The 26136-nt window shown below is 73.0% G+C and carries 21 protein-coding genes; 10 read left to right on the plus strand and 11 right to left on the minus strand.

The window, feature by feature from the left end:
• Positions 1-38: 38 nt before the first annotated feature.
• The 4 genes from ACWENQ_RS37075 to ACWENQ_RS37090 are packed head-to-tail and all read left to right on the plus strand — an operon-like array spanning position 39 to position 3495.
• On the plus strand, positions 39-1205 hold the full coding sequence (locus ACWENQ_RS37075; protein WP_452418388.1) for a glycosyltransferase: 1167 nt from the start codon (positions 39-41) through the stop codon (positions 1203-1205).
• Between the two features lie 42 nt (positions 1206-1247).
• On the plus strand, positions 1248-2534 hold the full coding sequence (locus ACWENQ_RS37080; RefSeq protein WP_452418390.1) for a hypothetical protein: 1287 nt from the start codon (positions 1248-1250) through the stop codon (positions 2532-2534).
• A gap of 41 nt (positions 2535-2575) precedes the next feature.
• On the plus strand, positions 2576-3220 hold the full coding sequence (locus ACWENQ_RS37085) for a TetR/AcrR family transcriptional regulator (RefSeq protein ID WP_452418392.1): 645 nt from the start codon (positions 2576-2578) through the stop codon (positions 3218-3220).
• The gene (locus tag ACWENQ_RS37090; protein ID WP_449918432.1) at positions 3202-3495 is read left to right on the plus strand and encodes a DUF6204 family protein; all 294 of its coding nucleotides are present in this window, start codon (positions 3202-3204) and stop codon (positions 3493-3495) included. Before ACWENQ_RS37085 ends, ACWENQ_RS37090 begins: the two co-directional genes overlap by 19 nt.
• Here ACWENQ_RS37090 and ACWENQ_RS37095 read toward each other — a convergent pair.
• Positions 3464-4069 carry a TetR/AcrR family transcriptional regulator gene (locus ACWENQ_RS37095; RefSeq protein ID WP_449918430.1) on the minus strand — a complete coding sequence of 202 codons (606 nt, stop codon included), beginning with the start codon at positions 4067-4069 and terminating at the stop codon, positions 3464-3466. The genes ACWENQ_RS37090 and ACWENQ_RS37095 overlap by 32 nt on opposite strands.
• Positions 4070-4079: 10 nt before the next feature.
• Positions 4080-5516 (minus strand): alpha/beta hydrolase-fold protein, encoded by a 1437-nt coding sequence (locus tag ACWENQ_RS37100; protein WP_449918428.1) that lies wholly within the window; start codon positions 5514-5516, stop codon positions 4080-4082.
• A gap of 258 nt (positions 5517-5774) precedes the next feature.
• Between ACWENQ_RS37100 and ACWENQ_RS37105 the strand changes: the two genes are divergently transcribed.
• Positions 5775-11882, plus strand: coding sequence for an SDR family oxidoreductase (locus tag ACWENQ_RS37105; RefSeq protein ID WP_452418393.1), 6108 nt, complete (start codon positions 5775-5777; stop codon positions 11880-11882).
• Positions 11879-13204: a crotonyl-CoA carboxylase/reductase gene (ccrA, locus tag ACWENQ_RS37110; RefSeq protein ID WP_452418395.1), complete on the plus strand. Its 1326-nt coding sequence runs from the start codon at positions 11879-11881 to the stop codon at positions 13202-13204. Before ACWENQ_RS37105 ends, ccrA begins: the two co-directional genes overlap by 4 nt.
• On the opposite strand, the gene ACWENQ_RS37115 is transcribed toward ccrA, so the two are convergent.
• The 3 genes from ACWENQ_RS37115 to ACWENQ_RS37125 form a co-directional block, all read right to left on the minus strand.
• Positions 13170-14357, minus strand: a complete 1188-nt coding sequence (locus ACWENQ_RS37115) for a helix-turn-helix domain-containing protein (RefSeq protein ID WP_354914400.1) — start codon at positions 14355-14357, stop codon at positions 13170-13172. The two genes, ccrA and ACWENQ_RS37115, sit on opposite strands and share 35 nt — an antisense overlap.
• A 74-nt stretch (positions 14358-14431) precedes the next feature.
• Complete coding sequence (locus tag ACWENQ_RS37120; RefSeq protein ID WP_354914402.1) at positions 14432-14629, minus strand: EF-hand domain-containing protein; 198 nt, start codon at positions 14627-14629, stop codon at positions 14432-14434.
• Between the two features lie 37 nt (positions 14630-14666).
• Positions 14667-15266 (minus strand): alpha-L-rhamnosidase C-terminal domain-containing protein, encoded by a 600-nt coding sequence (locus ACWENQ_RS37125; protein WP_449918421.1) that lies wholly within the window; start codon positions 15264-15266, stop codon positions 14667-14669.
• A gap of 113 nt (positions 15267-15379) precedes the next feature.
• Between ACWENQ_RS37125 and ACWENQ_RS37130 the strand changes: the two genes are divergently transcribed.
• The 3 genes from ACWENQ_RS37130 to ACWENQ_RS37140 all read left to right on the plus strand — a co-directional run bounded on the left by ACWENQ_RS37130 (position 15380) and on the right by ACWENQ_RS37140 (position 17585).
• Positions 15380-16015, plus strand: coding sequence for a response regulator transcription factor (locus ACWENQ_RS37130; RefSeq protein WP_449918418.1), 636 nt, complete (start codon positions 15380-15382; stop codon positions 16013-16015).
• Between the two features lie 72 nt (positions 16016-16087).
• Entirely contained in the window at positions 16088-16495 is a 408-nt protein-coding gene (locus ACWENQ_RS37135; RefSeq protein WP_452418396.1) for an ATP-binding protein, read from the plus strand.
• Between the two features lie 46 nt (positions 16496-16541).
• Complete coding sequence (locus ACWENQ_RS37140; RefSeq protein WP_452418397.1) at positions 16542-17585, plus strand: PAS domain-containing sensor histidine kinase; 1044 nt, start codon at positions 16542-16544, stop codon at positions 17583-17585.
• Positions 17586-17730: 145 nt separating this feature from the next.
• Here the strand turns inward: ACWENQ_RS37140 and secD are convergent, their stop codons facing one another.
• Positions 17731-19941, minus strand: a complete 2211-nt coding sequence (secD, locus tag ACWENQ_RS37145) for a protein translocase subunit SecD (protein ID WP_452418399.1) — start codon at positions 19939-19941, stop codon at positions 17731-17733.
• Between the two features lie 27 nt (positions 19942-19968).
• Positions 19969-20310, minus strand: coding sequence for a hypothetical protein (locus ACWENQ_RS37150; RefSeq protein WP_452418401.1), 342 nt, complete (start codon positions 20308-20310; stop codon positions 19969-19971).
• Positions 20311-20346: 36 nt separating this feature from the next.
• Here ACWENQ_RS37150 and ACWENQ_RS37155 point away from each other — a divergent pair, with 36 nt between their 5' ends.
• Entirely contained in the window at positions 20347-22008 is a 1662-nt protein-coding gene (locus tag ACWENQ_RS37155; protein WP_452418402.1) for an alpha-amylase family protein, read from the plus strand.
• Positions 22009-22132: 124 nt separating this feature from the next.
• On the opposite strand, the gene ACWENQ_RS37160 is transcribed toward ACWENQ_RS37155, so the two are convergent.
• The 4 genes from ACWENQ_RS37160 to ACWENQ_RS37175 form a co-directional block, all read right to left on the minus strand.
• On the minus strand, positions 22133-22870 hold the full coding sequence (locus ACWENQ_RS37160; RefSeq protein ID WP_449918407.1) for a cytochrome d ubiquinol oxidase subunit II: 738 nt from the start codon (positions 22868-22870) through the stop codon (positions 22133-22135).
• A 10-nt stretch (positions 22871-22880) separates the two neighbouring features.
• Positions 22881-24134, minus strand: coding sequence for a cytochrome ubiquinol oxidase subunit I (locus tag ACWENQ_RS37165; protein ID WP_452418403.1), 1254 nt, complete (start codon positions 24132-24134; stop codon positions 22881-22883).
• A 64-nt stretch (positions 24135-24198) separates the two neighbouring features.
• Positions 24199-24867, minus strand: coding sequence for a response regulator (locus ACWENQ_RS37170; protein WP_449918401.1), 669 nt, complete (start codon positions 24865-24867; stop codon positions 24199-24201).
• Positions 24864-25949, minus strand: coding sequence for a sensor histidine kinase (locus tag ACWENQ_RS37175; protein ID WP_452418404.1), 1086 nt, complete (start codon positions 25947-25949; stop codon positions 24864-24866). The genes ACWENQ_RS37170 and ACWENQ_RS37175 overlap by 4 nt, the downstream gene beginning before the upstream one ends.
• Positions 25950-26136 lie beyond the last annotated feature (187 nt).

Below are 26136 nucleotides of genomic sequence, written 5' to 3' on the forward strand. Positions count from 1 at the left end.
GGGGCGGGCCTGTCGTCGAGACGGAGGGTGGGGTCGCCGTGAAGGTCGCGATCCTCGCGTTCGGGTCGAGGGGGGACACCCAGCCGTGCGTCGCGCTCGGCCGGGGGCTGCGCGCCCGCGGCCATGACGTCACCGTCGTCGCCGCCCCGCGTTACGCGCCGCTGATGGACGGCCTCACGCTCGCGCCGCTCAGCGTGGACCCCGCGGCGGTGCTCGACTCGGACGAGGGCCAGGCATGGCTGCGCAGCGGCCCGCTCGGCTTCGTCTCCGGCTTCAAACGGGTCGTCGAGCCGCTCGCCGAGAAGCTCGTCGTCGAGGTGGACGCCGCCGCCCGCGCCGCCGACCTGGTCCTGTCCCCGGCGCTCGGCGGCATGGGTGCCCACCTGTCCGACCGGTACGGCATGCCGTACCGGCTCCTGCACTTCCAGCCCAGCCATCCCACGGCCGCCTTCCCCAACCCGCTCGTCCCGGCACGCACTCTGGGCGGCTGGGGCAACCGGGCCAGCTACGCCCTGATCGACAGGCTGACCTCGCTGGTCCTCGGCCGCATGGTCAACCGGCTGCGGCGCACGGTGTTCGGGCTCGGGCCGGCGGGACGGGAGCGGGAGGTGCCCGTGCTGTGCGCGGTGAGCCCGCTGGTGGTGCCCCGGCCGCGCGACTGGCCCGCCAGGGTCCACCTCACCGGCTACTGGCGGCTCCCGCCCGGACCCCTTCCCGAGCATGTCGCGGCCTTCGTCGAGGAGGGGCCGAGGCCGGTGTTCGTCGGGTTCGGCAGCATGAGGCCGCCCAAGGGGCTCGCCCCGCTGGTGCTGCGGGCGCTCAGGCTGGCAGGCGTCAGGGCGGTGGTCCAGGGCCTGGGCGTGGCGCGTTCGGCCACGGTCCTGCCGGTCGACGAGGTGGATCACGCCGCGCTCTTCCCGCGCATGGCCGCGGTCGTCCACCACGGCGGGGCGGGCACGACGGCGGCGAGCCTCACGGCGGGCGTGCCCACGGTCGTCTGCCCGTTCTTCGCCGACCAGCACTTCTGGGGGGCGCGCGTCGCCGCGCTCCGGGCGGGTCCCGCGCCGCTGCCGGTCCGGCGCCTCACGGCAGAGGCGCTGGCGGCCAGGGTGCTGCGTGCCGTACCGAATCCTCGACTGGCCGCTCGACTGCGTGTGGAAGACGGGGTGCGGCAAGCGGTAGATCTCTTAGAAGTGTCCAGATAGTGTGCTACTTGCCCACCTTTGATCACCCCCGAAGTAGGCGACATGCGTTTCCGGAAGATCTTCGTCATCGGCCTGGCGCTCTCGCTGCTGGGCATCGGCGTCCCCGCCTGGTCGGACAACGACCCCAGGAGCTGCAACGACCTGATGTCGAGCGACACCCCCGCGTACGTCGTCTGCAGGTGGATGGCGACGCCGGAGGAGGCCGCCGACATCGCCCGGTTCTGGCTGGACAACGACGGCGAGAACATGAGGAACGCCGGGCCGATCGACACCCCGATCATCGACTGCACCGAGGAGGGCAACACCTGCGTCGAGCCGCCGGGCGACAGCACCTCCGGTGACGTGGGCGACCCCGACCCCGCCGGCGAGAACGACGGCGGCGGAACGCCCGAGTGCCAGGGCGGTGCCAAGGACTGCTACGTCGATCCCGCCGAGCTGTCGGCGGCCGAGGTGAAGACCGCCGCCGAGACCGCCGAGGGGCAGGCGGTCAAGACCGCCGCCGAGGCGGGGCTGCGGGTCTGGATCGACACCGACCTGGCCGACGACTGGAAGGCCGGCAAGCTCGCCGAGGCCGTGAAGCGGGTCGGTGCGCTGGCGATGCAGCAGGGCGCCGTGGGCATCAGGTTCTCCTCGCAGCTCGGCTACAACCAGACGTTCGCCGCGGCCGACGAGATCGACAGGTTCGTCACCGAGGCCGCTGCGGCGCTGCGTGAAGCCGTGCCCGGCAGGAAGCTCGCCCTGCACACGGTCGTGCCGGTGCTGGGCTGCGGGGCCAACGAGGAGTGCAAGACGGAGCTGGGCAAGAAGTACCCGCTGCTCGACCCCGACCGCGTCGGCGCCTGGCTGTCCAAGGGCCTGGTCGACCAGCTCTCCCTCGACAACGGCCACCTGGCCACCGAGTACGCCACCTGGAAGATCGACGGCCCCACCGCCCAGCGCAACCAGTGGATCCAGGTCAGGGCCCGCGCCTGGGACGCCTACGGCACGATCGGCGCCGAGGACGCGGTCTTCACCGCTCCCGGCTCCTCGAAGCTGACCGCCGAGCAGGCGCTCAAGACGATCACCGAGCGGGTGGCGACGCCACTGCAGTCCGACGCGGCCGAGACGGTGACGCTCTGGACGCGCTGGCAGGACCCGAAGGGCGCGGTGAACCGGGTGCTCGGCGACAAGCTCGCGGCCAACCCGACCTGGGAGCAGCTTCGCAGGCTGAGCGAGGTCAAGCCGCGCCTGGCCACCCTGTACAACCCGGCGACGCCCGAGGTGGACGTGGCGACGGACCTGAAGAAGTACGCCGAGGTGTTCGGCCAGGTCTACCTGGCCGTCGGATAAATCATGGAGTCGACTCCAAGTTTGGAGTAGACTCCATCGGCGTGAGCCTGCGCGAACGCAAGAAGCAAGAGACCAAGCGCCACATCTCCGAAGTGGCGCTGCGGCTCTTCGTCGAGCGCGGGTTCGACCATGTCACCGTCACCGAGGTGGCCAGGGCCGCCGACGTGGCGGCCAACACGGTCTACAACTACTTCAAGGTCAAAGAGGACCTGGTCATCCCGCCCGCCTCGCGGGACCGGCTCGCCGCGATCGTGCGCGGGCGGGCGGCGGGGCAGTCGGCCGCCGGCGCCGTGCTGGCCACGCTGCGCGACGAGCTGCGCCGCCGTGACGGGAGCATCGGGCTGACCGAGGGCTTCGGCCGCTTCCTGGAGATGGCGCGAGCCGCCCCGACCCTCACCGCGAGGCTGGTCGAGCTGGCCGAGCAGATGGTCGCCGAGCTCGCCGCCGCCCTGGCGGAGGAGACCGGCGCCGCACCCGGCGATCCGACGCCGGCGCTCGTGGCCGAGCAGCTCGGCTGGGTGCACGAGCACGTCCTGCGCGAGATCGGCAGGCGGACGGCCGACGGGCAGCCCCCCGCGGCCATCGCCGACGCGCTGCTGGAACGGCTCGACACCATCGAGAGCCTGCTCGGCGACCGGGTCCTCACCTACGCGACGAGGGACACGACATGGACACCTACCGAGTGATCATCCGCGCCAGGTTCGACGGCCTCACCGACGCCCAGCGGGAGACGCTGCGCGAGCAGGCCGACGCCTGCGAGATCGGCTTCCGCGAGGGCGGCTCGCTCGCCTACGACCGGTCCATCAGCTGGTTCACCTTCCGTTTCCAGACCGAGGCCGAGGACGACACCGAGGCCCAGCTCGCCGCGCTCGACGCCCTCGCCTACCCCTTCAAGAAGGAGACCATCGGCGTCACGAACATGACGGAGATCAGTAGCCGCGCCCTGCGGCGCCGTGGCTGAGCAGGTCGAAGGCGAGATCGGCGGCCGCGGCCGCCTCGGGGAAGACCTCATCGGCCGTACGGCCGGCCGACACGGCCGCCACGTTGTCGTGCGCGAGCACCTGAGTGACGGCGATCACCTGGACGGCCACCAGGCGCGGCGCGGGCCCGCCCAGCGCGCCGGCCAGCAGGGCGGCGTCGGCGGTGCCGTACTCGACCAGGCGGGCGGCCACGCTCGGCGTGCCGTACACCAGGCGGTAGAAGGCCAGCACCTCGGGCAGGTCGCACAGCCCCGTGACGGGGTCGCGCGCCTCCAGGCCCTGGCGGAAGTGCCGGCGCAGGGCCCGCAGCGGCGACTCCCGCGGGTCGCGGGCGGCCACCACCCTCGCCTGCTCGCCCTGGTGGTCGGCGATGCGGTGCAGGACCAGGTCCTCCTTGACGGGGAAGTACCTGAACAGCGTCGGCTTCGACACCTCCGCCGCCGCCGCGATGTCCGCGACCGCCACCTGGTCGAAACCCTCGGCCAGGAACATCGCGATCGCGGTGTCGGACAGCAGTTGCCGCGTTCGCTCCTTCTTGCGGTCACGCAGGTTCATGGATCAAGTGTCACCGCTGCAGCGTCCAGTTCATGACACCGAGAGGAAGCGGGCCCGGCTGGACGGCGTCGGGCGGCGTGATCGGCGGCAGCGGGTCGTCGTACTCCCACTCGCGCTCGTCCCGCATCGTCGCCGCCGAGGGATCCCCGCCGCCCCTCAGGCCGAGGGCGCGCAGGGCCATCGGGAAGGAGTTCTTGAACTCCCTGTTCCAGTACGGCCAGGTGTGGGTGCCGTTGCCGTACATGTTCATGGTGTGCTTGATGCCGAGCCGGTCCAGCCGCTTGCTCAGCGCCTTCGCGGTGTAGGCGGAGATGGGCTCGCCCAGGTGGGCGGGATGCCACGGCGAGCCGGGCGGGTCCAGCGGGCCCAGGAAGCTGTTGGTGCCGCTGGACATGTAGATCGCGGTCCCCCTGAGGTTCGGCGCGAGCACCAGGGGGTCGTTGGCGGCCCAGACGTCCTTGTTCCCGGCCGGGTCGCCCCACAGCGCGTTCGGGTCGTGACCCTCGCTGAGCTGGGCGTTCTGGATGATCTGCGGGATGCCGGGCAGCTGGGTGGCCATGATGCCGCTGAAGGCGCCGACGAACCCGAACATGCCGGGGTTCTGCGCCGCGTACTTCACCGCCCCGTAGGCGCCCATCGACAGCCCCGCGATCGCCCTGCGGGTGCCGGCGCGGTAGCCGATCTCCAGCAGCCGCCGCACCTCCTGGGTGTGGAAGGTCGCCCAGGCGGGGCTGCCGCCACGGCCGCCGTTGAACCAGTCGGAGTAGTTGCCGGCGCGGCCCGCCTCGGGCATCACGATGATCGCGTCGACGTTCTCGGTGAAGGAGACGACGTCGGTCATCCTGGTCCACGCGGTGTAGTTGTCGGCGCCGCCGTGCAGGAGGTACAGGACAGGCCAGGTGCGCTTGGCGGACTTCGACCAGCCTCTGGGGAGGAGCAGGCGGACGGGCATCATCCGGCCGATCGACGGCGAGGAGATGAGGATGTCCAGCATCCGCGGGCCGAGCCGGCGTTCCCTCACCACCCTCGCCGGACCTTTCAGCGCCTTCTGCCAGGGGGCGTAGCGGGGGTCTCCGGCGTCGCCCGGCGGAGCCTGCTGTCGCGCCGGCTCCTGCGTGCGTCGCGGCTGCGGGGCCTTGGACGGCGGCCTGCCGTTCGGGTCGCCGGGGAAGGGGTCGCCGGCGGTGCCGTCCTGCGGGGGCACCTCTCCCGGCTGCTCGGCCTGGCCGCTGCCGGGTGGCCGGCCGCCCGGCTCCTCGGGCTCGCTCCGCCCCTCGGCCGTGGCCGGTCTCGCCGGCTCGCCGCGGCGGTCGGCGGCCGGCCGCTCCTGCCCGGTCTGCCCGTCCGGGACCAGCGACCAGTCGGGATCGGCCAGCGCGGGACCGGCCGACGAGCCCATGACCAGCACCGACGCCAGCGCCACGGCCAGCAAGCCCCTGGATCGCATGATGCCCATCACCGTCCTCAGCCCTCATCGGCCCTCATCGGCCCTCATCGGCCCTCCTCAGCGTGGAGGCGAGGCTAGGCGGTGCCCGCGGGCGGCAGCTATCACCGCAGGCAACGAAAAGGCGCTACGGCTTGCGCTCCGCGGACAATTATCACCCGCGTGACAAAAACGAACTGGAGGAATGTTCCGCTACGGCCTGCTCCTGGATGGTTCGTCTCGGTAAGTTGACCGATCACCCCCGGCAGCATGGGAGCGCCCGTGGACGAACTCGGTGAAGGCGACATCCGACGCTTCCTGACGGAGCGGATCTCCTCCCGGTGTGCCCTGACCGAGGTGGACCCCGACCGGCCGCTGGAGGAGTTCGGGCTGTCGTCGCGGGACGCCACGGGAATCGCGGGGGAACTGGCCGAGCTCGTCGGGCGCGAGCTGGCGCCGACCCTGGTGTGGGAACACCCGACGATCAACCGGCTCGCCGCGGCGCTGGCCACGGGCGCGCTCGCCGATCCGGCCGCGGGACGCTCACCGGCCCACCCCCTCCGCCCGACCGGCGGGCGCGCGCCCGAGGCGGTACCCGGCCTGGACGAGCGCCTGTCCGGCGGGCCCGAGCCGATCGCCGTGGTGGGGGTGGGGTGCCGCCTGCCGGGCGCCGACGGGCCCGAGGCGTTCTGGGACCTTCTCCTCCAGGGCCGCGACGCCGTACGGACGGTCCCCGAAGGGCGCTGGGAACGGTTCGACGACGGTACGGCCCGCACCGCCGCCGCCCTCGACCGCACCACCAGGCACGGCGGCTTCCTCGACGGCATCGAGGGGTTCGACGCCGAGTTCTTCGGCATCCCGCCGGGCGAGGCCGCCACGATGGACCCCCAGCAGCGGCTGCTGCTGGAGACGGCGTGGGAGGCGCTGGAACACGGCGGCATCGCGCCGCGCTCGTTGCGCGGCAGCCGTACCGCGGCGTTCGTCGGCATCTCGGGCAACGAGTTCGCCCACCTCACCACCGCCGACCCCGCCGCCGTGGACGCGTGGACGGCCACCGGCGCCGCCTTCAGCATCGCGGCCAACCGGCTGTCGTACCTGCTCGACCTGCGCGGGCCGTCCATGGCGGTCGACACCGCCTGCTCGTCCTCGCTCGTGGCCGTCCACCTGGCCGTGACCAGCCTGCGCGCGGGGGAGAGCGACCTGGCCCTGGCCGCGGGCGTGAACCTGCTGCTCTCCCCGGTCGTCACCATGGCCTTCGACCGGGCCGGCGGCACGGCGCCGGACGGCAGGTGCAAGGCGTTCGACGCGTCGGCCGACGGGATGGTGCGGGCCGAGGGCTGCGGTGTCGTCGTGCTCAAACGCCTGTCCGACGCTCTCCGCGACGACGACAGGGTCCTCGCGGTGGTCACCGCGTCGGCCGTGAACCAGGACGGCCGCTCCAACGGCCTGGTCGCCCCGAACCCCGACGCCCAGCAGGACCTCCTCCGCACCGTCTACGCGGGGCTCGACAGGGGGCCCGACTACATCGAGGCGCACGGCACCGGCACCTTCCTCGGCGACCCCATCGAGGCCGGCGCCATCGCCGCCGCCGTCCCAGGGCCGGTCCTGCTCGGCTCGGTGAAGACCAACCTCGGCCACCTGGAGGCGGCGGCGGGGGTGACCGGTTTCATCAAGACGGTGCTGGCGCTGCACCACGGGTTCATCCCGCCCAGCCTGCACTTTCACACGCCGAACCCGCACGTGCCCTGGGACACGCTGTCGGTCGTCACCGAGCCGACGGCCTGGCCGCGCGCCGACGCGCGGGCGGGGGTGTCGTCGTTCGGCTTCGGCGGCACGAACGCCCACGTGGTCCTGGACGCCTTCCGCCCGGTCCGCCCACGGGTGCCGGCCCCGCCGAAGGACGGGACGGCTGCGGCGCGGGTGTTCGTCCTGAGCGACGTCACCGCCGACCGGGTCCGGGCGCAGGCCGCCGATCTCGCCGCCTGGCTCACCGCCCGTCCGGAGCCGTCCGGCTCCTGGCTGCGGGACGTCGCCCACACGCTGGCCCGCCGGGCGGGCCGGGGCCGGGTGGGCGCCGCCGCCGTGGCCAGGACCGCCGGCGAGCTGGCCGCCGCGCTCGCGACCGTCGAGCCCGTGCCCACCGGGGGGCGGGGGCCGGTGTGGGTCTTCAGCGGGTACGGCGCGCAGTGGCCGGGCATGGGACGCGACCTCTACGCCGCCGAGCCCGCCTTCCGGGACGCCGTCGACGAGCTGGCGCCGCTCCTGCGCGCCGAGGCGGGCATCGACCTGCACACCTGGGAGGCGGACGGCGTCGCCCACCTGCAGCCCATGATCTTCGCCGTGCAGATCGCGCTCAGCCGGCTGTGGACGGCGTACGGGGTGCGGCCCGCGGCCGTCATCGGACACTCCATGGGCGAGGTCGCGGCGGCCGTCGTCGCGGGCGGGCTGGGGCTCCACGACGGGGTCCGGGTGATCTGCCGGCGGGCGGGGTTGCTGGGCTCTCTGGGCGGGGGCGGCGCGATGGCCGTGCTGGAGGCCGCCGCCGAGGAGGTGCCGTCCGACCTGCACGTCGCCGTCTACTCCTCGCCGACGCAGACCGTGGTCACGGGCGACCAGCAGGCGGTGGCGCGGTTCGCGGCGCGGGTGGAGGCGGACGGGCGCTACGCGAGAGTGCTGACGGCGGAAGGGGCGGGGCATTCGCCGCAGGTCAAACCGCTGCAACCGCGGCTGAGGGCGGAGCTGGCGGCGATCGTGCCGGGGAAGCCGGAGGTGCCGTTCTACTCGACGGTGCTCGACGACCCGAGGGAGACGCCGACGTTCGAGCCCGCCTACTGGGCGGCGGGCATCAGGCGGCCGGTCCGGCTGGCGCAGGCGGTCGGCGCCGCGGCGGAGGACGGGCACACCGTGTTCACCGAGATCGGGCCGCATCCGGTGCTGGCCGCCGCGCTCCGGGACAGCCTTCCTGGCGCGCTGGTGACCCATTCGCTCGCCCGGCCGCGCTCCTCCGCCGCGGGCGTGCGGGACGGGGCGGCGCGGGGGTTCGAGGAGCAGGTGGCCAGGGTGGCGGCCGCCGTACCGCCGGATGTGGACGGGCGGGTGGTGGACGTGCCGCGCCCGCGCTGGCGGCGGGAGCGGCACTGGGCGCCGGAACGCCCGCCGGCCGCCGGCGGGCATCCGGTGCTGGGCGCGCACGTGGAGACGCCCGCCGGGCACGGCTGGTCCACCGAGCTGGACGACCTGTCCGAGCCGCCCTGGCAGCTGGATCCCGCGACCTGGCACCGCGACGGGCACGCGGTGCTGCCGGTGGAGGTGGTGGCCCGGCTGGCGCTGGCGGCGACGGGCGGCACGGCCGTGGAGAACGTCGCGTTGTACGGGCTGCTGCCGTTGCCGGCGCGGATCACCGTCACGCGGGCAGGGGGGCGCGTCGAGGTGCACGCCAAGGACGCGGCCGGGGTGTGGAAGCTGTACGGCTCGGCGGGCGCGGGCCCGTCGGCCGATGCGAAGGAAAGAATCGGGCGGTTCCGTGTAGACGGGACAATTGAGGGAATCGAGACGGCTGAGATCCCGGAGACCGGCGTGCCGGTACGGCTGGCCGACAAGCTCGTCGAACGGATCTGGGCCCCGGCCCCGCTGGCGGACGACCAGGCGGCGCCGGCTCGCGCATGGCTCATCCTGGCCGATGAGGGGGATCCGCGAGCCGCCCGCCTGGCCTCGTTCCTGCCCGCGGGGCCAGACGGCGACCCGCTCGTGCTGGTGGGGGCGGACGCCGACCCGCCGGGCGTGCTGCTGCGGCTGGCGCGGCTGGCGCGGCTGGCCGGGGACGGCAGGCGGCTCAGGATCGTCACCGAGCGGGCGCAGGCCGTCCTGGAGGGGGAACGCGGCGACCCGGCGGCCGCCTCCCTGCGCGGCGCGGTCAGGGTGCTGGCGCTGGAGCATCCCGAGCTGAGGGCGACGCTGATCGACGTCGACGACCTCTCCGCGCTGGCGCGCGAGCTCGCGCACGACGGCGACGACGACGAGGTGGCCTGGCGCGACGGCGTCCGCTACGCCGCCCGCCTGCGCCGCGCCGAGCTCGTCGCCGACCGTCCAGGACGTCCCCCGGTGGTGCGGGAGGGCGGCGGCTACCTGATCAGCGGCGGGTACGGCGCGCTCGGCCTGCTCGTGGCGCGCTGGCTGGTGGACAGGGGCGCGGCCAGGGTCGTGCTGAACGGCCGGGCCGGACCGTCCGCCGAGGCCGCCGCCCGGCTCGCCGCGCTGCCCGCGGTCGAGGTGGTCACGGGCGACCTCGCCGCGGAGGGCACGGCGGAGCGGCTGGTGGCGGCCGTGACGGAAGGGGGAGTCCCGCTGTGCGGGGTCGTCCACGCGGCGGGCGTGCTGGACGACCGGCTGGTCACCGCGCTGACCGCGGCGTCGGTCGAACGGGTGTGGGCGGCCAAGGCGACCGGCGGGTGGCGGCTGCACCAGGCGACGCGCGACCGTGCCCTCGACTGGTGGGTGGCCTTCTCCTCGGCGGCGGCCCTGCTCGGCTCGCCGGGGCAGGCCGCGTACGGCATGGCGAACGCCTACCTGGACGCGCTGTGCGGCCTGCGCAGGGCGGAGGGGCTGCCGGCCGTGTCGATCAGCTGGGGGACGTGGGCCGGGGCCGACCCGTTGCCGGCCGTCACGCCGCTCACCCCCGAGGAGGGGATCGAGGCGCTGGAGGCGCTGCTGCGGCGGGAACTGTCGGCGGGGGTGGTCAGGCTCGATCCGGCGGCGGCGATGGCGGTGTTCCCCCGGGTGGGACGCATGCCGTACTTCTCGATGGTGGTCGAGGGGGTGGCGGAGCGGCGGCGTGACCTGGGCGAGCTGGCGCCGGGCGAGGCGATGCGGGTGATCCACGCGCGGGTGCGTGAGCGGGTGGCGGGCGTGCTGGGGTTCGACGCCGGCCGGTCGGGCGACCGGGGCGGGTGGCCGGGGGAGCACGCGGTGCTGACGGACCTGGGGCTGGACTCGCTGGCGGCGACGCGGCTGCGCGGGACGTTCGAGCACGACTTCGGGGTGGCGGTGCCGGCCGGGCTGCTGCTCAGGGGCGCCACGCTGGGCGAGGTGGCGCGGGCGGTCGCGGCCGAGCTGGGCATCGAGGCGGGCCCCGAGCCGGGCGGCGCGCTGGGCCCCGAGCAGGGCGGCGCGCTGGGCCCGGTGCAGGGCGGCGCGCTCGGCCCCGAGCCGGGCCGACGGGAAGGCCGGGCGACCGCCGTGGAGACGGCGCCGAGGGACGCGGCCGAGCGGCTGGTCGTGAGGGTGGCCGAGCAGATCCTGGGGCGCGTGCCGCGCCTCGACGAGGTCCTCCCCGCCGAGGTGGCGACCACCGTGGCAAGCGAGGCGGGCTTCCGGGCGGGCGGGGCGACGGACGCCGGGGCGGGTCTCCGGGCGGGCGGCGTGACGCCCGCCGAGCTGGGTCTCCGGGCGGTTGGCGCGGCGCCCGCCGAGCTGGGTCTCCGGGCGGTTGGGGTGATGCCCGCCGAGCCGGGTCTCCGGGCGGTTGGGATGACGGTCGCCGAGCTGGCCGACGCGGTGCGCGCGGCGGACGAGCGGGAGGCCGGGCAGGGCGTCGTCCGGCCGCTCACCCGGCCGGGCCGCGCCACCGGCCGGGCGGCGCCGCTGTTCCTGGCGCACCCGGCGGGTGGCACGACGGGCGTCTACCGGCGGCTCGCCTCCCTCCTCGACACCCCCGTGCTCGGCCTGGAACGGCTGGACGGCACGGCCGGCATCCCCGAGCGCGCCGCCGCCTACGCCGAGGCCATCACCCGCACCTGCCCCGGCCCCTACCGCCTCGGCGGCTGGTCGTTCGGCGGGATCGTGGCCTTCGAGATCGCCAGGCAACTCGGCGACGACGCCGTCGAGCTGGTCGCGATGATCGACTCGGGGCTTCCCGACCGGCTCGATCCCGCCACGCTCACCCAGGTGCGCGCCCGGCGGTACGCCGACTTCGCGCGGTACCTCCAGGACACCTACGGCGCCGCGGTCGCCCTCACCTACGACGACCTGAAGGACCTCGACGAGCCCGGCCAGCTCGCGCTCACCGAGGCGCGGGTCGAGGAGTCGGGGGTCCTGGCCGCCCTGAGCCCCGCCATCCTGCGCCACCAGCGCACCTCCCACGAGGACACCCTGGCCATCGAGCGCTACCGCTGCGGGCCGTACCGGGGGAGGGTCGTCCTCTACCGCTCCACCGAGCCGACCCCGTGGGCCGTCGAGGACGCCCGCTACGCGCACCGGGACGACCCCGCCAGGGGGTTCGCCCCCTACGCCGAGGATCTGGAGATCGTCCCCGTCCCCGGCTCGCACCATCTCAACCTGCTCGACCCCCCGCACGTAGAGATCGTCGCCGCACACCTGAGAGGTCTTCCATGACGCTGGTACAGGCAGTGATCGAGGGCGCGGATCCCGAAGAGCTCGAGCACGCGCGGGTCCCCTCGACCTACAAGGCCACCTACATCCGCAAGGACGAGGTCGGCATGTTCGGCAGGACGCCGCACGGGGCGAAGGGGGTGGACAAGGACGTGCGCAGGTCGCTGCACGTGGGCGAGGTGCCGATGCCGCCGCTGGCCCCCGACGAGGTGCTGGTCGCGGTCATGGCCAGCGCGATCAACTTCAACACCGTCTGGTCGGCGATGTTCGAGCCGATCCCGACCTTCGCCTTCCTCGAGCGGTTCGGCAGGACCGATCCACGGCACGACCTGGACACGCACGTGCTCGGGTCCGACGCGGCAGGGGTGGTCGTCAGGACGGGCACGGCCGTACGGCGCTGGCGCATCGGTGACCGGGTGGTGACCAGCCCGGCGTACGTGGACGGCGAGGACCCGATCACCCACCACGACGGGATGCTGGGCGGCGACCTGCGGGCGTGGGGGTTCGAGACGAACTTCGGCGGCCTGGCGGAGTTCGCCGTGGTGAAGGCGACCCAGTTACTGCCCAAGCCGCCCCACCTGAGCTGGGAGGAGGCCGCGTGCAACATGCTGTGCGCGTCCACCGCCTACCGCATGCTGGTGGGCGAGCACGGCTCGCGGATGAAGCAGGGCGACGTGGTGCTGCTGTGGGGCGCGACAGGCGGCCTCGGCGCGTACGGCGTGCAGCTCGTCAGGAACGGCGGCGGCATCCCGGTCGGGGTGGTCAGCTCGCCGGAGAAGGCCGAGCTGCTGCACCGGATGGGCTGCGAGCACGTCGTGGACCGCACCCAGTTCGAGCACCTCGACGACGAGAAGGCGTGGCGCAGGCTCGGGGCGGAGGTGCGCAGGCAGGTCGGCGAGGACCCGGCGATCGTCTTCGAGCACACGGGCAGGGAGACCTTCGGCGCGTCCGTCTATGTCGCGAGGAAGGGCGGCTCGGTGGTCACCTGCGGCTCCTCCAGCGGTTTCGAGCACGCCTACGACAACAGGCACCTGTGGATGAAGCTCAAGCGGATCATCGGCTCGCACGGCGCGAACTACCAGGAATGCGCCGAGATCAACCGGCTGATCTCGCTCGGGATGATCCATCCGACGCTCTCGCGGGTCTACCCGCTGGAGCGGGCGGGCGACGCGGCGCGGGCCGTCCAGACCAACGAGCACGTGGGCAAGGTGGGCGTGCTGTGCCTGGCGCCGGAGGAGGACCTGGGCGTCGAGGACCACGCGCTGCGCGAGCGGGTCGGCGAGGACCGCCTCAGGCTGTTCCGGTCCTGGCCTGCCTCGCCCTGAGGACGATCTCCAGCTCGAAGCGGACGTCGGGGTCGCCGAGCTGGTCGCCGTAGAGCTCTTCGAGCTGCCGCAGCCGGTAGCGGACGGTCTGCGGGTGGACGTGCAGCCTGGCGGCCACCTCGCCGGCGCCTCTGCCGTAGCGCAGCCAGGCCAGCAGTGTCTCGGCCAGCCGGTCCTGCTGCGACTTGCGCAGGTGCGCGAGCGGGGCCAGCCGGGTCTGCGCCAGCGCGCCGACCAGGTCCTCGTCCTTGAAGACGATGAGGGTGGACATGTGGTCGGCGCAGCGCAGCGGGCCCCTGGCGCGCGGCAGCACCCCGCGGCGGGCCAGGTCGAGCGCCTCGGTGGCCCAGCGCAGCGAGACGGCCGCCCGTTCCAGCGGGACGGCGGGGCCGACCGCCGCCCGCCATCCGCGCAGGCTCTTCTCCAGCATCTGCGGCCGGCCGGGACCGTTGGGGTCGGGGACGAGCAGGCACGGCTGGGGACGGTCGAGGCCGACGAGGACGTCCGGAGGCAGTGAGGGGGTGCCGTTCTGGTCGTCGAGCGCGACGCCCGCCACGGTCCTCGGCAGCCGCCAGCCGGCGGCCTTCGCCAGGTCGGCGATCGCCTCGGCGGCGGCGGGCGGCTGGGAGAGCAGCAGGTCGAGCAGGCGGTGGCGGCGCCGCTCCATCTCGCCTGCCGCGTGGGCCCTGGCCTCGTCGAAGCCCTCGGCGGCGGCGTCGGCGAGCTGGTCGAGATAGACGAAGATCGCCTCGCCGAGGTCGTAGAGGGACTGGGGCGTCAGGCCGAGCGGCTCGGCCAGCTCGGTCAGCCGCCGCCAGCCGACCCTGGCGCCCAGGCGCATGGCGGTCTGCAGCGGTTCGAGGTTGCGGCCCTCGGCGGCCTCTCCCCTGCCGATCATGCGGAACGGTTCGGGATCCCAGGGGGCGTCGGGGTTCTCGATGCGGTCGAGGAAGCGGCCGATGGCCTCCTCGACCGCCCTCCGCACGACCTTGATGTAGATCTCGTCCGACGGCCTCGCGTACTCGGGGATGCGGGCCTGGATCTCCTCGATCACCTCGTCGGAGAGCCTGCCGATGCCGGGTCGCAACCCGTGGACGATGCCGGGGGGAGCGGACTCCCAGAGGCGGCGTCCGTCGCTCCAGTCACCCTTCATGCCCTTAACCCCTCCCGTCGCCACTTGTTACTTAACTGACAGAGGAGCTGGGAAGCAAGTGCTTGTTTTTATAACTATTGGATGAAGCGGCCGAACTCCTCCAGCGAGATGAGGCCGTCACCGTCGCGGTCCAGCCTGGCGACACCGGCCTGCGCGGCCTCGATCGTGATCGGCTGGCCGAGCACCTCCATCAGGCGGACCAGTTCCGCGGCGGAGATCAGCCCGTCATTGTTGGCGTCGACGAGGTCGAATGTGATCGCGTAGTCACTCATGGGCGAGAGGTTAGCCTCATTTGTCGCCGATCGCCCCTCACTCGACCAAGACGTGAAGGTCCGTGGTCCCCGAGCCCTGACCCCTGCTGACCCGCCCGTCGGGATGCACGATCTCGTACGGGACCGGCGAGTCCACCGTGATCGTGTCATCCCGTACCTCGACCGCGATCAGCCCGTGCGGCGACGGTACGGCACCGCGCGCCCAGCGCAGGTGACCCAGCCGGGGCGCGATCCTGACCCTCTCGTAGCCGGGCTCGGCGGGCGTGATCCCCAGGGTGTGGACGAGCAGGTCCCTGCTGGGCGTGGCCGACCAGCCGTGACAGTACGACCCGCCGTCCCAGCACTCGCGGAAGGTGCCCTGCCCCAGCGCGGCCCAGTCCTTGCACAGCCCGGCGACGTGGTCGGCGGCGCCCAGCAGGGCGCCGCCCGGTCCAGCAGGAACTCCCTGATCAGCGGCAGCCGCCCGGCGGGCACGATCCCGGCGCAGACGGCCGCGGCGGCGGTGTGCTCGCTCGCCGCGCCGCTCACCAGGTTGTCGGCGTACCGCCTGCCGTCCCAGAAGATCTCGAAACCGGCGAAGCCCGTCGCCGCCCCTGAACGGCAGGAACCACCTGAGCACCCCCTCCGCGACGCCCATCAGGCCCGCGACCCCGCGTTGACCGGCCTCGATCCCGCCGACGACGGCGACGTGCAGCGCGTCGGCGCCGCCCTGGCCGCCAGACGAGCCCAGGGCTGAAAGAGAATGAGCCCATGCCGTCGATCCGGGTGCTGCTCGTGGAGGACCACGACATGGTCGCCGAGGCGCTCGGCATGGCGCTCGACCGGGCCGACGGCATCGAGGTGGTGGGCAGGGCGGTCTCGATCGCGGAGGCGGGCACCGAGACCGGACGCCTGCGGCCCGACGTGGTGCTCCTCGATCGGCGGCTGCCCGACGGCGACGGGATCGAGGCGATCGGCAGCCTCGCGTCGGCCGCCGACGGGGTGCGCGTGCTGGTGGTCGCCGGCGAGGTGAGCGCCGCCATGGCCACCAGGGCCGTGGCGGCCGGTGGCGCCGGCCTGATCGCCAAGTCGTCGGGGCTGAAGGAGCTGGAGGCGGCCGTCCGCGAGGTGGCCGCCGGCGGCATGGTCTTCACGCCCGACCTGCTGGCCGACGTGCTCGACCGGCTGACGGGAAGGGCGGCGCACCCGGGCGGCGGGCTGACCGCGCGGGAGCGCCAGACGCTGGCGCTCCTGGGAGAGGGGGCCAGCACCGTCGAGATCAGCCGCCGGCTCGGCGTGGCCCGCAACACCGCGCGCAACCACGTCCAGCGGGTGCTGGAGAAGCTGGGCGCGCGCTCCAAGCTGGAAGCCGTCGTCATCGCACGCAGGGACGGCCTGCTTGACTGATGCATCTGCACTACTGGCCGCTGGGGAAATTGCGTCTCGTGAGGCCACGCCCTGGTGGGGAAAGTGAGGGGCATGGCATACGAGATCGAGGAGCGGCTGGAAGCCGAGCTGTCCAGCATCACGGCCGCCCGCGAGATCGCCGGACGGTTCGTGGTCGAGACCGCCTACCGTGGTGCGCGCGAGGACGTGCTGCTCGTCGTCTCGGAGCTGGTGACCAACGCGCTGCTGCACGGCGACGGGCCGCCGCTGCTGCGCCTGGCGGGAGACGAGTCGCGGATCCGCATCGAGGTGGGTGATGCCGCCGCCGAACTGCCCGCGCCCCGCGAGCCTGGACCGCGTGACGGCTGGGGCCTGCACGTGGTCGAGCAGGTGTCGGCCCGGTGGGGTGCCGCCCCGCTGGACGGCGGCAAGGTGGTCTGGTGCGAGCTGGTGGCCGCGACGGACTCCGACGGCGCCAGGGCGGGCGCGGCCGTCGGCTGACATGCGTGCCGTACCGCTCGCGGGGGTGGGCGTGGCATGCTGCGGTATGGCCGACGCCGACACAGACCTCCACCTGATGGTGCAGAGCATCGTCGACTACGCGATCTTCATGCTGGATCCCCGGGGTCACATCATCAGCTGGAACGCGGGCGCCGAGCGGGTCAAGGGCTACACGGCCAAGGAGATCATCGGCCGCCATTTCTCGGTCTTCTACCCGCCCGAGGACGTCGCCGCGAAAAAGCCGGAGCGCGAGCTGGAGACCGCGATCGCGGAGGGACGGCTGGAGGACGAGGGGTGGCGGGTCCGCAAGGACGGCACGAGGTTCTGGGCGAACGTCATCATCACCGCGCTGTTCGACGAGTCCGGACGGCTGCGCGGCTTCGGCAAGGTCACCCGCGACATGACCGAGCGCCGTACCGCAGAGCGCGCCTTCGACGAGCGCGGACGCCTGCTCGCCCACCTGGTCCAGGCGCAGGAGCGCGAGCGGCGGCGCATCGCCTGGGACGTCCACGACGACACCATCCAGTCGATGGTCGCCGTCGGGATGCGGCTGCAGCTCCTGGCCGACCGGGTGCCGCCGGAGCACGCCGACGCCGTCGAACGGCTCGGCGAGGCCGTCAGCGCGGCCGTCCAGCGGCTGCGCGGCCTCACCTTCAGGCTGCGGCCGCCGGGACTGGACGACGACCTGATCGACGCCGTCCAGGGCTATCTCGACGAGACGGTGGCGGGCACCGGCCTCACCGTCAGCGTCAGCCACGACCTCGTCCGCGAGCCGCCGCCCGAAACGCGCATCACGATCTTCCGGATCCTGCAGGAGGCGCTCTCCAACGTCCACAAGCACGCGCGGGCGGAGAGCGTGAAGGTGTCGCTGGTCTCCGCCGACCACGGCGTGCTCGTCAGGGTGACCGACGACGGCGTCGGCCTCGCCAAGCCGGTGGAGACGCTGTCCGGGCGCGACCACTTCGGGCTGCTGGAGATGCGCGAACGCGCGGAGGCGGCCGGAGGCTGGTGGGCCATCAGGAGCGAGCCGGGCCGGGGGACGACGGTGGAGTTCTGGGTGCCGGCGCTGCCGTACGGAGGGAGCGAGTGATCCGCCCACCGGTAGGCCCTCGCCTGGTACGGCCGCCGGTGCCGGGCGACGGCGCCTCCCGGTAGGGGCCCCGGCCCCGCCATCACCCTGCGTGCCGTGCGGGTGGGAGCGGGGCCGGGGCGTCAGGGAGCCGTCCGGCCGGTGGTCAGAGGACCGCGCCGGAGCCCTCGCGGGGCCGGGAGGTACGGCGGGCGGGCGGCGACGGCGGCGGCTGCTTGCTGTACCGCTCGAACTCGATCGCCAACGGCCCGGCCACCAGCGACGACGACAGCGTCCCCACCACGATCCCGATCAGCAGCGCGATCGCGAAGTCCCGCAGCGAGTCACCCCCGAACACCGCCAGCGCCGCCAGGATGAACAGCGCCCCCAGCCCGGTGTTCACGGTGCGCGGCACGGTCTGCAGGATCGCCTCGTTGACCACCTGGGGGAACGGCCTGGTCCGCTGCCGCGCCCACAGCTCGCGCACCCGGTCGAAGACCACCACCTTGTCGTTCACCGAGTACCCGACGATCGTCAGCATCGCCGCCAGGAACACCCCGTCGATCGGCTTGCCGAGCCAGGCGAAGGTGCCCACGACCGCCGCCGTGTCGACGAGCAGCGCCAGCACGGCCGCCGCGCCGAACGTCCACCGGAACCGCACCGCCAGGTAGGCCAGCTGGGCCGCCAGCGCCACGCCCAGCGCGATCAGCGCGTTGCGCCGCAGCTCGGCGCCGAGGGAGGGCCCGATGAGCTCGTCGCGCACCTTGGTGACCCGGTCGCCGAGCGCCCGCTGGATGCGTTCGACGTCGTCGCCGGTGATCTGCCCGGTCCGCACCGAGATCCCCTGGTCCGAGCTCTGCACGACGGCCGAGGGGTGTCCGGCGCCCGCGACGGCCGCCCTGGCCGTGTCCGTGCTCATCGGCGTGGACGTGGTGAACTCGACGAGCCGCCCTCCGGTGAACTCGACCCCGAAGTTCAGCCCGCGCGAGACGAGCCCCGCGACCGCGACCAGCACCAGGACGGCCGCGCCCACCAGCCACCGGCGGGCGTGCCGCATCACGAAGGGGCTGCGGGCGGTCAGCCAGGCGCGCACCCTGCCGATCGAGGCGAGACCCGAGGCTCGCGGCGGCGTCCTGCCGATGATCCACTGGGTGAGCGCCCTGGTGATGATCATGGCTGAGATCAGCGAGGCGACCACACCGATCGACAGCGTCACGCCGAACCCCTTGACCGGGCCCGAGGCCAGCCAGAACAGCAGCCCGGCGGCCAGCAGCGTGGTCACGTTGGAGTCGGCGATGGCGCTCCAGGCCTTCGCGAACCCCTGGTCGAGCGCGGTCTTGAGGCCCGCTCGGCCGTACTCCTCCCTGGCTCTCTCGAAGACCAGCACGTTGGCGTCGACGGCCATGCCGATCGCCAGCACGAATCCGGCCAGGCCCGGCAGGGTGAGCGTGGCGCCGAGGGCGACCAGGGCGGCGTAGGAGATGAGGCCGTAGCTCACCAGCGCGATCGCCGCCAGCAGCCCGACGACCCGGTAGACCAGGATGATGAAGGCGCCGGTCAGGATCACGCCGACCACGGCGGCCTGCGCGCTGGCGGCGATGGCGTCGGCGCCGAGGGTGGGGCCGACCGTCCGCTGCTCGACGATCTCCAGCGGCACGGGCAGCGAACCGCCCTTGATCAGCACGGCGAGGTTCTTCGCCTCCTCGGGGGTGAAGGAGCCGGTGATCTCGGTGGAACCCCCGGGGATGCCGGTACGGCACGGCGTCCCCTCGTTCACCTGCGGCGAGGAGATGACCTTGTCGTCGAGCACGATGGCGACCCTGCGCTTGGGGTCGCCGACGGGCTCGCAGGCGGCCGCGCCGGTCAGCTTCTGCCACGGCGCGCTCTCGCGGAAGTCGACGGTGACGAACCAGGCGCCGCCGCGCTGCGGGTCGGTGCCCGCCCCCGCGTCGGTGACGCCGTCGCCGCTGATCGCGGCCGGCCCGAGACGGAGCGGCCGGCCGTCCTCGTCGCGGGTCTGGCCGTCGTCGCCGAGGACGGGGTGGAAGGACAGCTGCGCGGTCCTGCCGATCACCTCGGCGGCCTTGCGCGGGTCGAGCACGCCCGGCAGTTCGACGATGATGCGCTTCTCGCCCGAGCGGACGAGGGTCGGGTCGACCACGCCCAGCGCGTCCGTCCTGCGCTGGAGCACGTCCAGCGCCCGGTCGGTGGCCTCGGCGTCGGCCTTGGCGGTGGGCGAGTCTCTGGTCTCGAAGACGAGCTGGGTGCCGCCGCGCAGGTCGAGACCGAGGCGCGGCGGCATGGTCAGGGCTAGGAACAACGAAGTCGCGATGACGGCAAGCGCCGCCACCGCACGCCACAACGGCGCACGGGACATGGGGCCTCCACAAGGCTCTTGATGGGGTCAGGAGAGCGGTGTGGAGGTGGGCGGCGCGCGGGCCGGCGCGCTCGCGTGGTGCTCGCCGCCGAGCGCCCTCGGGCGGGCGCCGGCGACAGCGGTCAGCGCGGCGCGCCGGCCGTACGGAAGGGCGGCGGTGAGGATGGCGAGGCCGCCGCCCGTGGCGTGCACGCCCTTGCTCGCGTGGGCGTGCGGCCTGGTGGGGTCGGGCAGGACCTGCTGGTGATCGGCCGCTCCGGCGATCTGCGCGTGGACGGCGGCCACGACGGGGGCAGGCGGGGGCGTCCCGCCGGCCAGGAACAGTGTGGACAGCAGGAGCAGCAGCGCAGCAGGCAACCTGGTCCGCACGCGTTCACCATACGCCTGATCGGGTAGCGGAGGCGGATGCGCCTGACCTATACCAGCGATCTCTGGTGGAAGAACGCGGTGATCTACTGTCTCGACGTCGAGACCTACAAGGACGGCAACGGCGACGGGGTCGGCGACTTCCGCGGCCTCACCCAGCAGATCGACTATCTGCACAGCCTGGGCATCACCTGCCTGTGGCTCATGCCCTTCTTCCCCACCCCCAACAGGGACGACGGCTACGACATCACCGACTTCTACAGCGTCGACCCCCGGCTCGGCACGCTCGGCGACTTCGTGGAGTTCATGCGCACCGCGACCGACAGGGGGATCAGGGTGATCGCCGACCTGGTGGTCAACCACACCTCCGACCAGCACCCGTGGTTCAAGGACTCGCGATCGAGCAAGCAGTCGCGGTTGCGCGACTGGTACGTCTGGAGCGACACGCCCGAACCCGACGACCCCAGCCAGATCGTCTTCCCCGACAAGGAGGACTCGATCTGGCAGTTCGACGAGCGGACCGGGCAGTACTACCTGCACAGCTTCTACCGCCACCAGCCCGATCTCAACGTCGCCAACCCGGAGGTGCGCGACGAGATCGCCCGCATCCTCGGCTTCTGGATGGAGCTGGGCCTGTCGGGGTTCAGGGTGGACGCGGTGCCGTTCCTCATCGAGAACGTGGGCGACAAGCTGCCCGACCCGCACGCCTTCCTGGCCGACCTGCGCGCCTTCATGTGCCGGCGCGAGGGCGGATCGATCCTGCTGGGTGAGGTCAACATGCCCTACAAGGACCTCGTCGGCTACTTCGGCGACGGCAACGGCGACCAGCTCACGATGTGTTTCGACTTCATCCTCATGCAGCGGATCTGGCTGGCGCTGGCCAGGGACGAGGCCGAGCCGATCTACCAGGCGCTGCGCGAGCGCATCATGCCGCCCAAGGACTGCCAGTGGGCGACCTTCCTCCGCAACCACGACGAGCTGACCCTGGACAAGCTCAGCGAGGAGGAACGGCAGGAGGTGTTCGAGGCCTTCGGCCCCGACAAGAGCATGCAGATCTACGGCAGGGGCCTGCGCCGCCGGCTGCCCTCGATGCTCGGCGGTGACCTGCGCCGGGTCAAGATGGCCTACAGCCTGCTGTTCTCCATGCCTGGCACCCCGGTGATCTTCTACGGCGAGGAGATCGGCATGGGTGACAACCTCGACGAAGAGGGCAGGATGGCGGTCAGGACCCCGATGCAGTGGTCACGCGGCGGCGGTTTCAGCGAGGCCGAGCCCGTGCGGGGGATCCCCGGCGGCAGCTTCGCCCCCGAGCGGGTCAACGTCGCCGACCAGAAACGGGACCCCGACTCGCTGCTGCGCTGGTTCCAGCTGCTGATCGAGCGCTACCGGGAGTGCCCGGAGCTCGCATGGGGCGAGAACACGGTGCTGGAGACCGGCAACCCGAGCATCTTCGCGCACCGCTGCGACGCCGCGGGCGCGACCGTGGTGGCCGTCCACAACCTGGGCGACACCGCGACGGAGGTCGAGCTGCTGCTGAAGGACCGGGGCGACTGCGTGCTCACCGACCTGCTCTCCGACGAGAGCATGGACGTCGAGGACGGCAGGGTGACGCTGCCGATGGCGCCGCACGGCTGCCGCTGGCTGCGCGCCGCCCCGCGCGAGGACATGCCGCCGGAGGACGCCTCGATCATCGCTCGGTGACCGGGTAGGCCGGCATCGCCGGCCGTGCCACCCGCTCCGGTTCCTCGCGGGTGGCGCCGTCGCGGGCCTGGGCCGACATGCCCTGGATGGCGGAGGCGTAGAAGGTGGCGAGGCGCGTCGGGGGTCAGAGGTAGGAGGGTCCCGTGACGCGGTGGCGGAAGGTCCACCACACCCACGCCTGCGCCAGGACCAGCAGCGGCATCAGGACCAGCATCACCGGCACCAGCAGCGCCAGCGTGGCCCCGTCGGCCGCCGACGCCGCCAGGTCGAGGTCCGCCCCCGCCAGCACCACGATGCCGGTCAGCGCCGCCGCCGTCAGCGCGTAGGTGGGCCTCTCGCCGGAGCCTCCGGTCAGCCGCACGGCACGCTCCCGCAGCCGGCCCGTCAGCCGCAGCCCCGCGAACGCCAGCCCGTGCATGGCGAACAGCACCGCGACCACGAGCGCCGCCGCGACCGGCACCGGCAGGATCCGCGTGAAGATCACCCCCCAGGCCAGCGCCAGCCCCCACGAGCCGGCCACGATCGCCCCGTCACAGCCGGCCTGCCACCACGCCGCCGGCACCCGGCCGCGCAGCCACAGCCCCATGTCGCGCACGATCCAGCTGACGAGCAACGCCACGAGGGCCAGGTAGTTGCCGCCCAGCAGCTCACCCTCCAGCTCGGGGAACAGCCCGGCGAGCACGCCGGCCAGCGCCACCAGCCACACCTCGTTGCCGAGGAAGAAGGGGGCGATCGCGGCGATGACGGTCCTGCGCTCGGTGGCGGTCTTCCCGAGGTACGGCAGCAGCATGCCCACCCCGATGTCCGCGCTGGCCAGCAGGAAGTAGCCGAGCGCGAAGAAGGCCAGGACGAAGATCTCCATGGTGGCGTCCTCAGAAGGTCAGGGCGGGAACGGGGGTCTCGATCGGGCGTTCGGCACCCAGGGCGACGGCGTCGGGGCCGCGCCTGGCGGTCCTGGCCAGCAGCCAGTAGTTGACCAGGATCAGCACCCCGAACACCGCGCTGAAGGCGATCAGGGAGACGCGCACCTCCGTGGCGCTGAGCGGGGACATCGCGTCGGCCGTGGTCAGCAGGCCGTACACCGCCCATGGCTGGCGGCCCACCTCCCGGAAGACCCATCCCGCCAGCATCGTGACGAACGGGACGGGGATCATCGCGGTCAGCAGCCAGTGCCAGATCCGCAACCCGCGGACGGCGGGCCGGAACAGCATCAGCAGGAAGCCGGCCGCCGAGAAGAAGAGCATGACGGCGAACAGCAGCATCATCGTGATGCCCGCGGCCTGCACCAGGCCGACGGGCGGCAGGTGGTCGCCGGGGCCGAAGCGGGCCACCATGTCGGCCTGGATTCGGGCGAGGTCGTCGGCGCCGCCGGACCAGGCCGCCGCCTTGCCCGGCTGGAGGGTCTGGAAGCCCATGCCGCCGAAGGTCGCGGTGACCAGCGTGGCGGGCAGGGCCAGGCCGGCGCCGATCCGGAGCGACTTGCGGAAGAAGTCCTGCTCGGTGGTGCGCCTGCGCAGATGGTAGGCGCTCACCCCGGCCATGAAGAACCCGGCGACGACCATCGCGCCGCTCAGGACGTGCCCGAAGGCGACGAGCGAGGCGGGGTTGGCGGTCAGCGCGCCGAAGTCGGTGAGGCGCAGCACGCCGTCCACGACCTGGTGGCCGACGGGGTTTTGCAGGAAGCCGTTGGCGATCAGGATCCAGAAGGCGCTGGCGTAGGCGGTCAGCGTCACGATCCAGATCAGCGCCAGGTGCGCCCACTTGTTGAGCCGGTTCCAGCCGAAGATCCACAGGCCGAGGAAGGTGGACTCGACGAAGAAGGCGACCAGCGTCTCGATCGCCAGGGCCGCGCCGAAGACGTTGCCCGCGAAGTGCGTCAGCCCGCTCCACGACATCCCGAACTGGAACTCCATCACCAGCCCCGTCACGATGCCCATGGCGTAGTTGATGATGTAGAGCTGGCCCCAGAACCGCACCATGCGCTGGTGCAGCGGGCTGCCGGTCAGCGTCGCCACCGTCTGCAGCACCGCGACCAGCGTCGCGAGTCCGAGCGTCAACGCGACGAAGAGGAAGTGCGCCCCCGCGGTCAGCGCGAACTGCAAGCGGGCCAGGTCCACCGTTTCCATGCCCCGACCCTCCCGGTACGGCATGCGCCGCCGCATCGGCCCACGGTTGCGTGGCGGGTACTCCTCAGGGCGTAAGCCATCCGGGCGTGACGAGACCGGCCTCGTAGGACAGGACGACCAGCTGGGCCCTGTCGCGCACGTTCAGCTTGGTCATGATGCGGCTGACGTGGGTCTTCGCGGTCGCGGGGCTGAGCACGAGCCGCGTGGCGATCTCGTCGTTCGACAGGCCGTGCGCGACCAGTTCGAGCACCTCGCGCTCGCGGTCGGTCAGCGAGTTGAGCTCCGGGCCGGGGGCGGGGCGCTTGACCCGGCCGGCGAACTCGGCGATGAGCCTGCGGGTGATCGAGGGGGCGATGAGCGCGTCTCCTCGGGCCACCACCCTGACGGCGTGGATGAGCTCGGCGGGCTCGGTGTCCTTGACCAGGAAGCCGCTGGCGCCCGCCTTGAGCGCGCCGTACACGTAGTCGTCGAGGTCGAAGGTGGTGAGGATGATCACCTTCGTGCCGGCCATGCGGGGGTCGGTGACGATCTGGCGCCCGGCCTCCAGGCCGTCGAGCTCGGGCATCCTGATGTCCATGAGCACCACGTCGGGGCGCAGCTCGCGGGTCCTGGCCACGGCCTCGACGCCGTTGGCGGCCTCGGCGACCACCTCGATGTCGTCCTCGTCGGACAGGATGGACCGGAACCCGGCCCGCACCAGCGTCTGGTCGTCGGCCAGCAGGACGCGGATCACAGCGGCAGCTCGGCGACGACGCGGTAGCCGCCCTCGGGGCGCGGCCCCGCCTCCAGCGTGCCGCCCAGCGCGGCCGCCCGCTCCTTCATGCCCTGCACGCCGTACCCGCTTCCTCCCGTGAAGACGGCGGAGGGCCCGTCGTCTTCCACTGTTATCGCTATCTTTCCGGATTCTTCGGTGATGGTGAGCCGGGCGCTTCCGGCCGCCGAATGGCGGGAGACGTTCGTCAGTGCCTCGGAGACGATCCGCGCGGCGGCGAGGTCCACCTCGACGGGAAGGTCGCCGTGCGAGACCCGCCTGGTGACGTCGAGGCCGGTGCGCCGGACCAGCTCGTCGAGCTGCCGCAGCCCAGCCGTGGGAGCGGTCGGCGCCCCCTCGTCCACCTGCCGCAGGACGCCCAGGGTGGCGCGCAGCTCCCGCAGCGTCTCCTTGCTGGTCTCCTTGATCGCCCGAAGCGCCGCCTCGGCGTCCTCCGGCCGCTTCCTGATGCCGTGGAGCGCCGCCCCGGCCTGCACGTTGATCGACGAGATGTTGTGGCCGAGCACGTCGTGCAGCTCACGCGCGATGCGCAGCCGCTCCTCGGTCTCCCTGCGCTTGGCCTCCTCCTCCTTGCTGTGCTCGGCCTCGGCGGCCCGCCGTTCGGCCTCCTGGAGGTAGGCGCGCCGGTTGCGGGTCACGCCGCCGCTCGCCACCACGGCCACCATCCAGCCGGCGATCATGAGGAACAGGCTGTCGTCGACGTGCCGGACGCCGCCGGTCTCGCCCAGCCCCATGCCCAGCAGCGCCATGCCCGCGACCGTGGCCGCGGCCACCAGGTGCCCGAGGTCGGCGGCGGTGTAGAGGGCGAGCATGGGCGCCACCAGGACGGGCCCGTCCTGGGCGGAGAGGGGGTAGTAGACCGCGGTGGCGATCATCACGACGAGCAGGACGGCGACGGGATGGCGGTGCCTGAAGAACAGCGCGCCGGCCGCCACCAGCGGCAGGACGACGTCGAGCACGGTGAGGGTGACGCCTGACTTCATCAGCGCGGTGATCGCGGACCCGAGCAGGATGACCGTCACCGCCGCGATCGTCACTCTCATGCGTCCATTCTGTCGCGCCGACCGGCGCCGGACGGCCTCCCGATCCACCGCCTGGGCCATACCCCGCCTTCATCGCAGAACGTAGCGAAATGCTTCCACCTGTCCCAGACCGAGTCGGGCCTGCGCGCGGCCGGCTTCTCCCTGGCCGCGGTGATCGCCAGGCCGCTCGGCGGCGCCCTGTCCGACA

The organism is Nonomuraea sp. NPDC004354 (genome assembly GCF_053602555.1).